Source organism: Paenisporosarcina sp. P4_E4_2, assembly GCF_056401595.1.
Genome location: NZ_JBFUJC010000032.1, coordinates 1 through 16,095 on the forward strand (window position 1 = coordinate 1; position 16,095 = coordinate 16,095).

13 protein-coding genes, 1 pseudogene and 1 other annotated feature are annotated in these 16,095 nt (G+C 36.8%); of the genes and pseudogenes, 2 read left to right on the top strand and 12 right to left on the bottom strand.

All coding sequences use genetic code 11. From position 1 onward, the window contains the following. Positions 1 to 3 precede the first annotated feature (3 nt). The 6 genes and pseudogenes from AC1DSB_RS04745 to AC1DSB_RS04770 form a co-directional block, all read right to left on the bottom strand. Positions 4 to 270, bottom strand: a complete 267-nt coding sequence (locus AC1DSB_RS04745) for a CPCC family cysteine-rich protein (protein WP_016427033.1) — start codon at positions 268 to 270, stop codon at positions 4 to 6. 159 nt (positions 271 to 429) lie between these two features. Beyond that, positions 430 to 912 (bottom strand): annotated as a pseudogene (locus tag AC1DSB_RS04750) (aminopeptidase); the annotation flags it as partial. A gap of 34 nt (positions 913 to 946) precedes the next feature. Then, positions 947 to 2,296, bottom strand: coding sequence for an amino acid permease (locus tag AC1DSB_RS04755; RefSeq protein ID WP_477585934.1), 1,350 nt, complete (start codon positions 2,294 to 2,296; stop codon positions 947 to 949). Positions 2,297 to 2,356: 60 nt separating this feature from the next. Continuing rightward, positions 2,357 to 2,592, bottom strand: a binding site (T-box leader). A gap of 305 nt (positions 2,593 to 2,897) precedes the next feature. Beyond that, complete coding sequence (shc, locus tag AC1DSB_RS04760; protein WP_477533109.1) at positions 2,898 to 4,802, bottom strand: squalene--hopene cyclase; 1,905 nt, start codon at positions 4,800 to 4,802, stop codon at positions 2,898 to 2,900. A 636-nt stretch (positions 4,803 to 5,438) separates the two neighbouring features. Next, positions 5,439 to 8,030: a carbohydrate-binding protein gene (locus AC1DSB_RS04765; RefSeq protein ID WP_477585936.1), complete on the bottom strand. Its 2,592-nt coding sequence runs from the start codon at positions 8,028 to 8,030 to the stop codon at positions 5,439 to 5,441. A 572-nt stretch (positions 8,031 to 8,602) separates the two neighbouring features. Further along, positions 8,603 to 9,826, bottom strand: a complete 1,224-nt coding sequence (locus AC1DSB_RS04770) for an MFS transporter (protein ID WP_477532612.1) — start codon at positions 9,824 to 9,826, stop codon at positions 8,603 to 8,605. A gap of 348 nt (positions 9,827 to 10,174) precedes the next feature. On the opposite strand from AC1DSB_RS04770, the gene AC1DSB_RS04775 reads away from it, so the two are divergent. Next, positions 10,175 to 10,756, top strand: coding sequence for a TetR/AcrR family transcriptional regulator (locus AC1DSB_RS04775; protein WP_477532600.1), 582 nt, complete (start codon positions 10,175 to 10,177; stop codon positions 10,754 to 10,756). 328 nt (positions 10,757 to 11,084) lie between these two features. Here the strand turns inward: AC1DSB_RS04775 and AC1DSB_RS04780 are convergent, their stop codons facing one another. From AC1DSB_RS04780 to AC1DSB_RS04805, 6 genes are all read right to left on the bottom strand, one after another. Further along, complete coding sequence (locus AC1DSB_RS04780) at positions 11,085 to 11,660, bottom strand: dihydrofolate reductase family protein (protein WP_477532601.1); 576 nt, start codon at positions 11,658 to 11,660, stop codon at positions 11,085 to 11,087. Positions 11,661 to 11,907: 247 nt separating this feature from the next. Next, entirely contained in the window at positions 11,908 to 12,402 is a 495-nt protein-coding gene (locus AC1DSB_RS04785) for a hypothetical protein (protein ID WP_477532602.1), read from the bottom strand. 169 nt (positions 12,403 to 12,571) lie between these two features. Beyond that, positions 12,572 to 12,838 carry a CPCC family cysteine-rich protein gene (locus AC1DSB_RS04790; protein ID WP_477532603.1) on the bottom strand — a complete coding sequence of 89 codons (267 nt, stop codon included), beginning with the start codon at positions 12,836 to 12,838 and terminating at the stop codon, positions 12,572 to 12,574. A gap of 76 nt (positions 12,839 to 12,914) precedes the next feature. Continuing rightward, complete coding sequence (locus tag AC1DSB_RS04795) at positions 12,915 to 13,421, bottom strand: hypothetical protein (RefSeq protein ID WP_477532604.1); 507 nt, start codon at positions 13,419 to 13,421, stop codon at positions 12,915 to 12,917. Positions 13,422 to 13,730: 309 nt separating this feature from the next. After that, on the bottom strand, positions 13,731 to 14,360 hold the full coding sequence (locus AC1DSB_RS04800) for a YczE/YyaS/YitT family protein (protein ID WP_477532605.1): 630 nt from the start codon (positions 14,358 to 14,360) through the stop codon (positions 13,731 to 13,733). Next, complete coding sequence (locus tag AC1DSB_RS04805) at positions 14,357 to 15,058, bottom strand: YjjG family noncanonical pyrimidine nucleotidase (RefSeq protein ID WP_477532606.1); 702 nt, start codon at positions 15,056 to 15,058, stop codon at positions 14,357 to 14,359. Before AC1DSB_RS04805 ends, AC1DSB_RS04800 begins: the two co-directional genes overlap by 4 nt. Positions 15,059 to 15,135: 77 nt before the next feature. Here AC1DSB_RS04805 and yeiL point away from each other — a divergent pair, with 77 nt between their 5' ends. After that, positions 15,136 to 15,807, top strand: a complete 672-nt coding sequence (gene yeiL / locus AC1DSB_RS04810; protein ID WP_477585938.1) for a transcriptional regulator YeiL — start codon at positions 15,136 to 15,138, stop codon at positions 15,805 to 15,807. Positions 15,808 to 16,095 lie beyond the last annotated feature (288 nt).

Consider the following 16,095-nt stretch of genomic DNA (forward strand, 5'->3'; position numbering starts at 1 on the left):
ACGCTATAGTGGATTGAAATTTTTGTCTTTGGCGTAACCCCCAACAACAGGTTTTACAACATTGTTTTTATATATCATTTCGCTTACTCCAAACAACTTGAAATTCCTTTGTGCTTGTCTCAAAGAGACTTCATTTGCCCCACCTTCAAAGTCCGGATCCTCATTTTGTACAAGATCATCTTCCCAAAAACAAACTTTACAAATATCATAACTATCCCGTGTTCCTTCTCTAAGAGTTTTATATCCACAACATTGGCATGTATATTTCATATACTCACTCCGACACTTTATAAATTTTATCATACTGCCTGTTCAACTAACCTGCCCCGTTAGTTCAATAAGAAAAAAGGCTTCACTCATTAATGAAGTAAAGCATCCGTTAGTTCAACAAGGACTATTTATTTTACACTTCCGAGCAATACTGTGTTTTTATTGAGCTACTATTCTTTCTGGATTTAATACTTCTAATTCAGGAATAACAAACCGCCCGTCTTTCCGTACTAACTGACCATCAAAATAGATTTCTCCCCCACCATAATCAGGTCGCTGTATGGAAATCAAATCCCAATGAATGGCGGATTTATTCCCATTATCTGCTTCGTCAAAACAGCTGCCTAAGGCAATATGGAAACTCCCATCAATTTTTTCATCGAATAACGTATTGTTCATTGGAACTTTCACTTTCGGATTAAAGGCTAATGCAAATTCACCAACATAACTTGCTCCTTCATCTGTATTAAGTATTTCATTAAGTTTCTCCGAATGGTTTGCTGTTGCCTTGACCACTTTTCCATTGGCAAAAGTCAGTGAAATATTTTCAAATGTAAATCCATTGAACTTCGAAGGTGTATTAAAAGTGATGATTCCATTCACAGAATCTCTAATAGGTGCTGTATACAACTCGCCATCGGGATCTGATCAACTACAAAATACATTGAGGAAGTCTCTAGATTTTGTTAAGGCGTCTTTGCCATACATAAGTTAAGGTAATAAAGATGTAGATGCAAAGTGTAATGATCGTTACGATGATAGATGTCGTAAAAATGATTCCGATTAGGATCGTAATTAAAGCGATAATCGCAGCCCAAGTTGTATACGGGAACCATTTAACTGTATAGGCACTTGTTTTTACAGACTGTTGTTTACGTGATTTTAAATGAGCGAAGGCAATGATTAACCAGATGAATAGTACGGTATATCCCAGTGATCCCATCAGGAAATCGAAGGTCTTGCTTCCAGCAAATAAGGAAATCAGTACACCACCATATAAAGCGGAAGTACACATTAATATTGCGTAAACAGGCACTTTCTTCTTGGATAAACGTGAAAATATTTTCGGAATGCGACCGTCCATGGCTTGTGTATACAGAACGCGAGATGAACCATACAATCCAGAGTTCATTGATGAAATAATCGCTAGTAGAACAACGGCGTTCATAATATGGTCAGCACCTGGAATCCCTATTTTTTGAAAGACCATCACAAACGGACTTTCAGGCACCCCGTTTACTTCATTCCAAGGAATTAAACTAACAATGATGAAAAATGGAATGATATAGAAAGAAATAATCCTGACCAATGTACTGCGAACAGCTTTTGGAACCACTTTTTCGGGATTTTTCGTTTCTGCCAATGTTACCCCAATAATTTCTGTACCGCCATATGAATAGATTACCACCAGCATCGCTGTGATTAATCCTGTTGATCCATTCGGAAAAAAACCACCATGGTCAGTCAAGTTAGAGAAACCGATTGCTGTATGATCACCAAAAGTCACTAGCAATAACAATAATCCAGCTATGATGAACACAATGATGACGGTAATTTTAATTAAAGCAAGCCAGTACTCCGTTTCAGCAAAAACCTTTACCGATAGCAAGTTGATCGCTGTAACTAACACCGAAACAGCTAATGCCAGTATCCAGATTGGATATTCAGGCAGCCAATATTGAAGGAAAATAGCCGCAACGACTGATTCTGCGGTGATGTTCAATACCCACATTTTCCAATAGATCCAATCCAGGAAATAGGCAGGATACTTTCCTAAGATAGATTGGACAAGATCCCTAAATGTTCTTACACCGCTATTGCTGACTGYCATTTCAGCTAAACCTTGCATGATGAATAATAGGATGATGCCCCCTATCAAGTAAGCAATTATTACGGATGGTCCTGCCATATCAATGGCTGAACTGCTTCCTTTAAATAAACCTGCCCCAATGGCACCTCCTAATGCCATCATCGTAATATGTCTTGAAGTCATTGTCCTCTGTAAATTCTGTTTGTCGGTTTCCATATCCTGACCTCCCAAAAAATCAAAAAAGGCATATCGTCTCTTCCTTCACAATCAAATGAAGAAAGAGACGATATGCCTTAAGCTTACCGCGGTACCACTCTTATTGGCTCTTTACGAACCCTGCTTTAAAAACCTTGTAACGAAGGTCAATCGTTAAAATAAGAGAATAGATTAAATCTAAACTTTCGCTTTACCACTCCCAGGCAAGTTCAAAGTATCATTGGACTGCGTTGCACCAACCCGCAGCTCTCTTTACCGAATAATGAGCTTTTACTACTCCTGATCTTTGTGTTTTGAAAACTATATCTGATTTTTTTTTATAATATCCCATACTATACGGATTAGAAGTAAATTTGTCAATAATTATTTCAGAATAATATTTTTAACGAAACAATCTTGGTAATATGTGGTGAAATAGCTAATACATCTGCAAAATACTATTTTCAATAAAATATTATACCTAATCCTCTGGGAGTTACGAGTGGCAATAAGGATTCAGAAGGTGAATCAATTGACGTGACTGGGTTCACAATTAACCCAACAATTCCGCTTGCGCCATAGTATGGTATGTCACCTTTCATACCTATTCGTTCTTGAGAGTTTAGAGGCTTTCATTCGGAAATTTTTTTTGATAATGCGCAAGTGCAATTAGAGGGAAAATATATCGATAACTATGATAATGAATATAGAAACTGCCAGCCATTCCCTGTCCTTTTGGATAAGAAGTTGTCCAGTCATCTTTGTCATTATTTTCTAAAATATATTTGATGCCGGATATTATTTCTGGTGTGAGTTCGTCTTCAGCAGCAATCAGCGCATCCAATGCCCAGGCTGTATGAGTTAACGTACTGGCTCTCAATGGAACGTACGTTTTCATTTTGTCACTTTTACAAGACTCTCCCCATCCCCCATCCAAATTTTGAATATCACGAAGCCATTTGACAGATTTTTGAATAGAAGGATGGTCCGACGATATTCCTGCTGCAACAAGCCCGGTTATAGCAGCCCAAGTACCATAAATATAACAAATGCCCCATCGGCCATACCACGATCCATTCGGTTCTTGATGATCGAATAGCCAATTTACACCTAACTTTATAGAGTCGTGACTCTTCTTTAAGTTAGTGAATTTCCCGAAAAATTCCAATGTTCTTCCTGTTAAATCTGCACTTGAAGGATCTGCAAGTAAATATTCAGCATCTTCAATTGGAATCATAGACAAAATGCTTTTATTCACGCCTTTTTCGAATGATGGCCATCCTCCATCATCATTTTGCATTGAAAATACCCAGTTGATTCCTCTGTCCCAAGATGTATGGACCTTGGGTTTTTTAATGACAGTTTTGCAAATTGACCTTAAGGATGCAGTAGTATCATCAATATCAGGGTTCATTGTATTTACATTTGAGAAACCCCATCCCCCTGGGAGACTATGTGGACTGTGTATGACCCAATCCCCATATTTATAATGCTGTCGTGTTAATAAAAATTGGTTTGCTTTTTTTATAACGGGATCTAATTCGGAAACGCCTGCTTCTTGCATGGCATAACTAATTAAAGCTGTATTCCATACCGTTGCTGTGGTGAATTGCATATGAGTCTTCCCGTCAACTTGGCATTTCATAGACTTTAATCCGTTTACCGCATGAATGATTGTGGGATGATCTTTCTTATATCCAAGGGAAAGCAACGCGAAAATTAGCAGAAATGTCGAACTGAAGTAACTGTATAAGGTGCCATCCGGTTCAATTCGTTCCAGCATATACTGTTTTGTCTTATCAACCGCAAGTTCCTGAATTTGCTTTGGCAAACCAATTAGGTCCTCAATTCTTTTTTGAATGGATAAAAGAAAAGGACTCCATTCATTTGAGAGGACCCTTGATAAATATTCTTCATCCCACCGGTTGTGGTTCAAAATATATAAATCTGAAATGTTTGGACTTTTATTTGTTTTAATTATGTATTTCTTATCAGCGAGAATCATGAGTGGAGCGATATTCGCCCTACCAAAGACAGAAAAGTCGAAAAAGTTCATTGGGAATGAGTGTGGTAGTAAAACAAATTCTGTCGGGACAGTAAAAATTTTTGACCGTGAAAATTGCCCAGTTACTGCCAGCATAATTTTTGTTAGTAAATTACTTTTGTCTATTCCCCCATTTGATAAAATAAACTGTCTTGCTACTTGCATTCGTACATCATCGTGAGAACAATAGCCGGAATATAGAAGGGCGTAATAAGCTTCAATCGTGGCAGCTACATTACCGTCATCTTCTTCATCATAAAACAGCTTCCAAGCCCCACTATCTTGTTGTTCGCTTAAAATCCGATCTACTAGTTCCTTTATTAATTTTTCATCATCAATAGTTAATGAACGCAATAAAATAATCATATAGGCATCCGTTGTAATACCTGTTTCAAAAGGATAATCCCAAGTTCCTACTTCAGATTGATCCTTCTTCAAGATGCTTATAATTCGATTAATTTCGTCTGATAGGGTACCGTTCACAAAATTCGTCCTTCCTATAGCATAAATTCAATACAACTAAACATATTCGTTTAGTTTTTAAAAAATGCGAGGAAGTGATTAAGTATCTTTAGTCGGAATCCAAATCATTAATCCCTAGAAAGTAGGAATAATCAACTTCATTCTTTTCTAAGTAGCGATAATGATGGTTATCGCTACTTAGAAAAGAATGAAGAGAATTAAGTTTGGACTTTATATAACTAAACCAATTTTTTAAAGTTATAACGCCATACTGATATATACGCGTTTTTAAAAGAGCCCAATTCGCATGTGAATTTGGGCTATTATTGAATGTTCAAAAATATGGTATTCCTGAATACCATCTCTATCTAGAATTAAACTGGTACAATATACAAGATTTCCTTAGGATATAAAAAATGTATAAATTAAAGCGTTTTTATTTTTTGTCCCCAATTCCAGTCATATCACAAAAAGAAGCAGTCAGATTCAGTTGCGAAAATGACTGCTAATTGGTGCTATTTAATTTTTTGTACTCGAAAACAGAACCCGTTAATTGCTTTTATCTAAATAACTAAGTCACTACGTATTATAATAATTAGCTAGTAAAAAACTCAGTCATGCTGGAATCCGTTCCCTCTATGCGGAACAACATAATCGTTACCGCCCATAGACTTCAAATTCATAAATATTTGCTGTTCCTGTTTCCGCATAATTTTGCGGCGTCGTAATATAAAGTCTTACATACCTTGCGGTGGATTTCGTTATATACCTGTCCGTGCTGTTCGAAACGTTTCCTTCTACTGAATCTAGGTCAGTCCAGGTAGTTCCATCCAGACTTCCCTGAAGCATATAATTTTTTGTATTCAGGGATAAGGTCTCTCCGCCTTCTCCAGCATGCTTTACTACCCACCTGCTTATATCATAATTCCCTCCAAGATCGACCATCATCCATTTGTCCCCGGTCGTATTGGAAGACCACTTTCGGCCGCTTTCAGCCGATCCATCTACTGCCTTGGACGGTTCGTATCCCACCACACTTCCGTTGGCTGTAATCTCCTTATTCAGAACCAAATTTACCGGAGCAGGATCGAATGCTAAAGTGGTAACTTTTAACGGACTGCTGGCCGCTGAAACATTTCCTGCTGCATCCCTGGCTTTTACAGTAAATTGATAGGTCTTTTTTTTCTTCAGCCCTGTCACTTTAAAGTTCGTACGCCCTGTTGTAGATCCAATCAGTTTTTTTCCATTATATATATCGTAGCCTGTAACACCTACATTACCCGTAAAATTATCTGTAGCTGTATCCCATGACAGCATTGCCATCTTGTCTGTTACTACTTTCGTCGAGACATTGGTTGGTTCGGTAGGCGCTTGTTTATCTGCTGCAAGTGCATCCGCAGTGTAATTATTTATGGTCCAGGTAGTTACCGTACTTTTTTTCGAGAAGTCTCTTCCATTTATTACCWCCCTATCGGCATAAACATCTAAAATCAAGCCTTGACCTGAATCCTTGATAGCTCCATCTCTCATCATTGTAAAGTACTGTTTATTATAGAAAGTACCCGGTAACGTGAGAGGATAATGTATATGTCCCGTTAAGAAAACGCTTTGAGGATATTTTCCAATAATGTCCTTTAACTTTTGATCCTGTACCTCATCGCTTTGATAAGGATCCCAAGGATATTCCTCATATACAGTATTATCTAGTGGCTGATGAAGGAAGAGAAATATGGGTTTGTCTTTACTTGCATTCTCCGCCAACTTATCGCTTAACCACTTCATCTGGGTATCTGATATATATGCACTGTCTTTATCATCAGTCTCCGTTGCCAAATAAATGAAGTGGTATCCGCTTATCCACTTATCATAATAAACACCTGGCATACCAGTATGTGTCAAAAATCTGTTTTTAGCTGTTTCAAATCCTCCCATCCACCTTACATCATGGTTCCCTAAAATCAAGTTGCGATCAAGTTGAGGATATTTGTTCATTGTTTTCATTAATGTATTATATTGTGCATCTGTGCCATATTCAGTAAGATCTCCACCAACGCTAACGGATTGCACATTATTGCTAACTGCTTCCTGCAATGCATTGTCAAGTCTGACATCGGCGATATCCCCTTGTACATTTGCATGTGTATCAGAAATGGACATAAAGCTGAATTTATAACTAGTATCCCTGTCAGGTGTTGTTGAAGCAAGAACCGTAACATTGATGCTTGTTGACAATGCTACATTATCCGGATTTGTAACCCCTGTTGGCAGATCTACTGTTCCCTTTACCGTGAAACTCTGCTCGGTTTTTACGGACGGAACATAGCCTGATGCATCTATATTCCAGGTTACAGGTGCATTCAAATTACCGCCGTCGGTCACCTGTACTACTGTGCTAGGCAATCCAAGGGCCACCGGTGTAGGCGCTGTTCCGTTTACTACACCAGTAATCGCTGCAGGTGCTGTGATGCTTGTTAGTACCTTCGGCTTTATTTCTACTGGATAAGTTACTGTCTTACCGCGTACTGTGACGGTTAGTATCTGGCTGGCTACTGCAGATGAACTGTTAAATCCGCTTACGTCGGAAGCTCTGACTTCCTCCCCCCTAGTCGAACCGTCAATATAGGTGCCTGTGACTTCCATACCCGTGATATCAAGGCTCTCTCCAATACGGTATACAGTCTTTGCTGGTGGTTTTGTAAGCTCAATGCTGTTCAATGTCTTTGAAAACTGAAACCAGTTGATGTTGGCTACATATGTTTTTCCCGCCGCAACCATTACTACAAGGTATACATCATGAATTCCTGTAACTTCAGTAATATCGGTTGTCATAGTTTTATAGACATTCCAGTTATCCGGTGCGGTAGCTGCGGTAGTAAGTGTCCCCACTTTTTTACCATTCGCGCTGGTCGGACCGTCAATCCATACTTCAATATCTCCCCCTGCATTTGATCCCTTAACTGAAAGTCTTGCACTAAATTTCGTAGCGCCATTAACGTCGCTACCAAAGTCAATATTGTTATATGCTAAATACTGGTTGTCATTAGTACCTCCTATACATTGTCCACCATCTGGGCAAGCTTCGACTTTTAGGTAGGCACCCGACTTGGAACTAAAGCTTTCTGCTTCTGTCAGACTATATGCATCGCTTGCTGCATGCACCGGCATATAGCCAACACTGGTGCTGAGCAGGAATCCAACTATCAGGATAAATGAAAATAATGACTTGTTAAACTTCGTTAAGGTAACCATAAACATCTCCCTTAATTTTTTTTTATACGACGTAGTTTATTTTTCGAAAAAAGATTGATCAAATCCTTTAATCCTCTCATGTTGACCACGTTTTCAGAATAAAGTTCGATCAAAAAACACTGATATATCATGATTTATCAATGTTCTTATAAAATATGTACTGTATTCTAATCAATCTTTTTTATAAACGGTGCAACTTTTTTACAAACGGCCGAACATTATTTTAAGCCCCCCTACAGAATCAAATTTGCTTTTCTGCTTAATGGTAAGTGATAAATATTAATAGAGTGTAAATCTAATGTAAGCATTATGTAATATCCGATATATTGATATTATGTTATAACAAAATAATTCAATCCCCTGGCCTCCTTAGACATGTCAATGGCTTTAAAATCTTCTGTTCTATTTAAATACTCGTTACTACTACTTGTTTAAGGTTAGTGCACTTTCCTTAACTAAACATGAAAATAAGAAACGCCTGAAACCCATATATTTCAAGGGTTTCAGGCGTTTCTTAAAGAGAAAATTACATGCGGAGCATACCTGTAAATACCGAAAGCTAACGTCTTTTCTCAGACGGAAGCCGTATCGCGCCTAGTCATTGCCCAAAATAGAAGAGCTAAAGCACTAACTGACGCCCCGAGCAAGCATACTCCTTCCCAACCATAATTCGCATACATTTGGGTAGAAGCAATTGAACCGCTAGCACTGCCGATAGAATAAAACACCATGTACCCGGCAGTTAGCCGACTACGTGCCTCCGGTCGCAATGGAAGAATCATAGTTTGATTAGTAACATGTATGGCTTGTACAGCCAAGTCAAGCAGAACAATACCTATAACTAATGCGAATAGAGACTGCTCTGTATAGCTGATGAAAAACCATGAAATCAACAATAGAATCAAAGCAATGCCCGTCGTTCTCTGTCCGTAACCCCGATCAGCTAGCTTCCCTGCTCGAGCTGCAGATAAAGCCCCAGCCACTCCTACAAGACCAAGTGCTCCAATTGCGCTATGCGAAAGAGAAAATGGCGGAGTGCTAAGGGGCAGTACGAGTGAAGTCCACAAAATGCTGAAATCAGCAAAAATCAGCAGGGCAAGAACAGAGCGGATGCGTAAGATGCGTTCTTGTTTAAACAATATAAGCACCGATCTAATCAACTTAGGATAGGACAATGACTTTACCTCTCGCTCAACATTGGGCAATACCCTAAAAAACATACACACCATAAAAAGCATTAGTGCAGCAGAGACTAGATATACGGAACGCCAACCCGCAACATCCGTTAATATTCCTGCAAAGGACCGCGCAAGTAATATGCCGATTACAATCCCGCTTGTTACAATACCAACGACACGTCCTCGTTCGGCAGGAGCAGCCATAGATGCTGCAAACGCCACAAGAGTCTGAGTTACGACCGCAAGAAGTCCCACTAAAGCCATTCCTGCAAATAGTATCGTGCTGGTGGAAGCAGTACCAACTATAACCAAGACTATTACGGATAATAACATCTGGCCGATAATCAAGAAGCGCTGGTTCAGCAAATCACCAAGCGGCACTAACAGCAGCAATCCTAATCCATAAAAGATTTGAGTGATGGTAATAACAATTCCAATGATGGAATGGTCGATACCAAATTCACTCGACAGCTGATCTAGTAGCGGCTGTGCGAAGTAGATGTTGGCGACTGACATCCCACAGGCAGCCGCAAATAATAATGACACTTTACGAGACATGGAAGAGACACGGACTGAATCAGATGAGATAAATGCTCCCCGAGTCGAATTCGCTTTTATCTCTGCATTGACTGCTATTTTTTCTTTAATTCCCTCCAATTTGTACACCCCTTTTTTCCATTAATTTTAGATACGGAGAAATATAACGTACCGAACAGTATGTTATATTGCTTGGTAAATATAACTCCCAGAAACTAATTATGTCAAAGCACAAATTATATTTCGTGTAATCACGTCTTTGTATTCGGAAATCCCATGTTAGGTTTAACTAGCCTACATTTGACAATATTAAGTGAAAAATATATATTTATAACATACTGTTCGGTACGTAATTAAAGGCAATTGACAGTTTCATATGATAGATATAATTAAACATAAAAAAATCAAGAGTAACGAGAGGTTTTGACTATGGGACGAACCCGCGAATTTGACGAAGAAAGAGTATTAGATGCAGCTATGCAACTATTCTGGGAGAAGGGATATGAAGCAACCTCATTAAGTGATTTAACTACCAGAATGGGAATTCAACGACCCAGTATTTACTCTACCTTTGGGGGTAAAAAAGATTTGTTCGAAGCCGCTCTACGCAAATACACGATGTCCCATGCTTCTGATATCCGAACCAGATTTCAAAACTTTCCATCAGTAAAAGAAGCATTTTGCACTTTTTTTGAAGAAGTGGTTGCTGAGGAATACACAGAAAGTCGAAGTAGAGGATGCTTTTGCATTAATACGATGGTCGAACTTGCGCCTCATGATGAGAAATTTGAAATTCTTACAAGGGAACATCAAATGTACCTTTCAATCATATTTCAAGAAACCATTGAACGAGGTATACAATCAGGTGAACTCGAGACCGATGTAAACGCGAAGGCCTTAGCACAGGCGCTAATCGTATCGTTAATTGGGCTAACCGTAATTATGAAATCTCGTCCAAAACGATCATTTGTTGATAATGCAATAAAAGAGATACTTACAATGCTTAAGTAGCTCGGAAATGCTTTATTTGTCTGGTTATATGATCAAAAATTTATATACTTCTAAAACTTTTAATTTCATTCTTCTCTTCTAATTCAAACGTAAACGAAAAAACTCCCTCTTAAAAAAGAGAGAGTTTTTGTTTACATCATGGATTTTCTTACCTGAAGTAGTCCATCTAGCTGTTACTTCACCGCCGATTGGCAATTGTTACAGCCTTTTTTTATTTCATTTTCTTCCCCGCAAAGAGTAAAAACGATACGTCTCCCAAAATTAGTTTTTCAACTAAACTGCCCCGTTAGTTCTACAATTGGAAGGGAAATTTAGTTTAATAAATGCATTACAGGGGTTCACCGGGATTTTCCGAAGTATAAATAATATTGTAAGTGGGTTTAATAACTCCGCTAGAATACTGTTTCATTTCCACTAAATCTAATTTATGACATGGCTTTACGCTGCCGAATAGAGATATACCTTCACCAATAATAACTGGATTAACCTTCAGCACTAATTGATCAATGAGTTTATGTTTTAGCAACGACCCAGCCAATTCTCCTCCCCCGCATAGCCACAGTTTACCGTTCCCTTGCTGTTTTAGATTTTCAATAAAAGCTATAGCATTTCCCTTGATAAGATCTACTTCCTCGTTCGATTCAAACTGAATGGAGTTTGAGAATATATAATGTTTTAAGCCCTTATAGCCAGGTTCACCCGGTTTAGCACCGAATTGAAATCCAAACTCATATGTTTTTCTGCCCATCAACACCGCATCATATTGCTGAATATCTGATAAAAAGTCTGATACATGATCTCCTTCAAATAAGAAGAGAGAATTGTTAATATTCCCATCTAACATACCTTGGTCTGCAATAAAATTGTCTAGTGAAACTGCAACATGATAAATCAATTTAGCCATTCAATCATTCCTCCATGAAAATGAATTGCTTAATTAATTCTTTAAAACAAGTTTAAACTCCTTTAATTGTAAATTAACTAACCTGCCCCGTTAGTTCAAGAAGAAAATGGCTGACAATCAGCCCGATGATCTTTAACTAAAGCACCCGTTAGTTGAATAAGTGTACATAATAAATTTGATAATAAATCCTGCAATTTACTCGTCAATACTGTTATCAACGATATCCCACACAAGATGGTGATGTCCCTTAAAAGTAATTGGGGATATCAAATGATATAGAGTCGATATCATTTTCTTTTGAGTAGTACATACAAATACTGTCTTTATATTTTTGACTTTCATTAGGCAGAACAATAAAGTCTAATCTATTATAAAAGTCTGTCCCAATATCACTATACAGGAAAAAGTTGTTACAGTTTTCTTCCTGTTCTAATTTGTTCATTGTTTCTTTGACTAATAAAAAAGCATATCCATTTTTTCTTGAATTTGCAGGTGTCGCGATTGATCCTATCCCTTTTACGATTAAGTCTTCTGAAGGGTTAAGTTTATATACGATGAGAGAACTTAATAATTCCTTTGTATCTGTTGCTTCAAGAACGTACCATTTCCCCTTCTTATACTTACTTGAATCCTGACACATTGTTATATATTCTTCGACTGGCATATCATCTCCCCAAACATCAAAGCCCATCATATAAATATCTATCATATCTTCTTTTGTTGCTTCTCTTATTTTTTTCAAATTACCTCTCCTTGTGTTGTATTTGGTTATACATTCTTTTCGACTTTTAGATTATTACGACCACTATTCTTATTGAGCTAACCTGCCCCGTTAGTTCAATAAGAAAAAAATCTGCTTAAGCAGCCCGATGATCTTCAATTAAAGTACCCGTTAACTTAATAACCTCACTCTAAATCAACGATTTCCAATTAGGATCTTTTACATCTTTCTTATTTAGCTTTCTCACAAATTCAATACAGTCTTCTTGGCAAGCCCCGAACTTAATGTAGTTTTGTTGTGCTTGTCTTAATGAAACGTCATTTGCCCCGCCTTCAAAATCGGGGTCATCGAATTGCACTAAATCATCTTCCCAAAAGCAAATTTTACATATATCATAAGAACCTCGAGTCTTAGAATATAGAGTTTTATATCCACAACAAGGACAAGTATTTTTCATAAAGGCACCCCAATACTTTATCTATTTGGCCACTCTTTTTACTTCAACTAACCTACTCCGTTAGTTGAAGATCATATTATCCACTATGAATTTCAAAGCAAAAATATCCAAATGGCAAATGTTCTTCTTTTAATTCCATTTCTGATTTTGCTATTTCCATCATCCTAAGTAGAATCTCTCTTAAAGAGTCCTTATATTTTTCAAGTGCCTTTTGAAATGAAACAACATCGTTATTTTTACATAAAGGATATAGTATGGCACCTAATTTCACATCATTAAGTGCTCTAGGGGTATCTACTGGATTAAGACAATCTAAGATGTGTATCTCTTGAATCTTTTCATCAAACCAATCCCTGCATTCTATATAAAACATATATTCTTCGAATTCCATTTGGTGATTCAATTCTTCATTCCTATAGAACGGTATAATCCTAATGTAATCGGTAGTTGAATCACAATTAATAATTTCTTCTAATATACCCTTTAAATCTGTAATGGTCGGGTAATATCTATATCTTCCCTTATAGTAAGCAGTATTATTGAATACTATTTCGTTAATCTTTCCTCTTTTTTGCTTCAACACAATTCTCTTCCTACCTTTTATCCAAGCTAACTGCGTATATTTTATCGTTGCTTGTTCAACTAAACTGCCCCTTTAGTTTAATAAGAAAAAGAGCCGTTTTATCAGCTCAATGATCCTCAAGTAAAGCACCCGTTAGCCATACATGTAGTGCAAAATCAGCGCTACACCACAGAGGATAAAAATGTGTGCAAAACGGGTCGATATTATCAATAATAAGAGTTCTTTTATTTTCGTGGGAGTTGAACAACGAAAAAGCAGATTTCATTATTAAAACTTCACCTTGAACCCTAAAGTTTTTAGTCTTGCTTTTTATTGAGTTTTTGGTTTCAGCTGATAGTTTTCAAATTTCAAACGTGTATAAGAAATAATGCCGGATAAAAAGAAGAAGCTGATAATCGTTCCTTCTCGAATATTGAATTGTAAATTGTATAGTAGTGATATTGTTATTGAAAGAAGAATTGAGAATAAATCGACACTATATCTGTATTGAGAGAAAGTGAGTTTTGTTAATTCGGCTATTCGTAAACATAAACTTTCAATTGGAAAAGGAATAATATCTAATGATAAAATAATGCCTGTTGTTCCACCGGCTAGTATCACACCGAAAATAAATAGTCCGACTCTTACTAAATAATTCTCTATATGAATCGTACCGAAAATAGTATAGAGGAAAAAATTAATAACCATTCCAAAGAACAAGATGGAAATGAACATCAAAGTAAATTTTCTAAAATCCTTTTTTTCRCTTAGGCAAATATAAACGATTAGAAAAATGAGATTTGCAATGAATGTAATTGTGCCAACTTTTATGGAAGTCCATTCAGAGATGGATAAATTCATCGCATTAAAACCACTTACTCCAATACCCGCCTTTAATGTAATACTTATACCAATAGCGCTTACTATATAGAGTAGAATCGATTGAATTACTTTTTTCATGATTGTTCCTCTAATAAGTCCATTATTTGCATTAAATTTGGTATCGTATATGTGCTCTTAGGTGAACCTGATTTAGGCATGTTTCGCTTAGGGTTAAACCATACACAATCAATTCCGACATTGATAGCTCCTTGAATGTCCGATGTTAAACGATCACCTATCATTAATAATTCTTCTTTTCGGCTTATATTCAGGGCATCAAAAATATAGTAAAAAAAATGGGGATTCGGTTTTTCATAACCCATTTCTTCGGAGATAAAAAGTTGTTCAAAATATCCTTCTAGCATGGCATCTCTTAATCTTTTTCTTTGAGTCTTTCCTACACCGTTTGTTCCAATATATAATTTATAATCTTGCTTACTTAAAGCATTTAATAATTCATGTGCATGGATAACGGTCTTATGTCCTTGGTTTAAATACTCACGGTACAAAGCTTCAACTTTTGCTCCGTTTTCATCTATATGAAATTCCTTCAAAAAAAGTGAAAAACGCGTTGTCAGCACTTGTTCACGAGTAATCAAGCCTTTCTCTAACTCATGCCATAATCTCTCATTAATGCGCTTATAACTTGCAATGATTTGTTTGTTATAAGGCAACTCGTATCGTGTAATAATTTGTATTAAAGCCTTTTCTTCTGAATCTTGAAAATCAAGGATTGTGTCATCTARGTCAAAAATAATATGTTTGTATTTGTTCATTCCTATTCACCTCTGGGTAGTAATATATCGAAAATAAGAATATGATAATAGGAGATATCTCATATTGAGGTGATAAAGTGGAAAAAATCAATTTGGAGGATTACGCTGAAAATTTTGTAGATATATATAATGATATTCAAGAAACTTTTCCGAAAGCTGTGTTACATCAGGCTTTTATTTGTAAGTTTTCTTCTAATGAATATATAGTGCGCTTTGATGAAGATATTCAGTACTTATTTTTATTATTGGATGGGCGGGCAAAAATATATATAGTACACGAAAATGGAAAACGTGCGCTGATTCAGTTTCTAAAGAAAGATGATTTTATTGGTGAATTATCGTTGATTGAGGTGGAAGAGAATTTAAAAGATGTTGTGGCTATAAACGACTGCACTTGCTTARCGGTTCCATTGGCTTCATCGAAAGAGCATCTGTTAAATGACAATCTTTTTCTCTTTAATTTATCAAAATATTTAGGTAATAAATTACTTAAAAGAACGGATCATTACACAGATATGCAGGATTATGAATTCAAAAATCGATTAGCGAAATATATTCTTCAAATAGAAAACGATGGTTGCTTTCAAGAGAAACATACCGAAACAGCAGAATACATGGGGGTAAGCTATCGACATTTATTATACACACTTAACCAATTCCACGAAGACGGGTTATTAGAAAAAAAAGGTAGGAAATACATTATCATTGATGAAGAAAAGTTAGAAAGAATGAGTTTAAAAAAGGATTAATTATGTTGATTTGATAAATTGAAATATAAACAAGTGCCGAACCCGTGCGGGAAACTGGCGGTTATGACAAATGGAGGTCTTTGGACCGATTGAGGCACAGTGCTTGTTTTACTGTGATTATAATTCGGGTCGAGGCCTTTTTTGCGTTTGAAAGTTTGGGCGCTACAATTACGTCCAAGATCGAGTAAGGCAATAAATAGAAAAAGACTATTCCAAGTTGAAAGCTGCAGCAATCGTCACAAAAGAAGTTAGCCATGAACGAGTAGATGTCGTTCATGTGTATTAGGG

What these genes read in the sequence shown, in the direction of transcription:
- AC1DSB_RS04775 (WP_477532600.1), top strand. Translation starts at nt 10,175, where the DNA reads ATGGGACGAACCCGCGAATTTGACGAAGAAAGAGTATTAGATGCAGCT.
- AC1DSB_RS04790 (WP_477532603.1), bottom strand. Translation starts at nt 12,838, where the DNA reads ATGAAAAATACTTGTCCTTGTTGTGGATATAAAACTCTATATTCTAAG.
- AC1DSB_RS04780 (WP_477532601.1), bottom strand. Translation starts at nt 11,660, where the DNA reads ATGGCTAAATTGATTTATCATGTTGCAGTTTCACTAGACAATTTTATT.
- AC1DSB_RS04745 (WP_016427033.1), bottom strand. Translation starts at nt 270, where the DNA reads ATGAAATATACATGCCAATGTTGTGGATATAAAACTCTTAGAGAAGGA.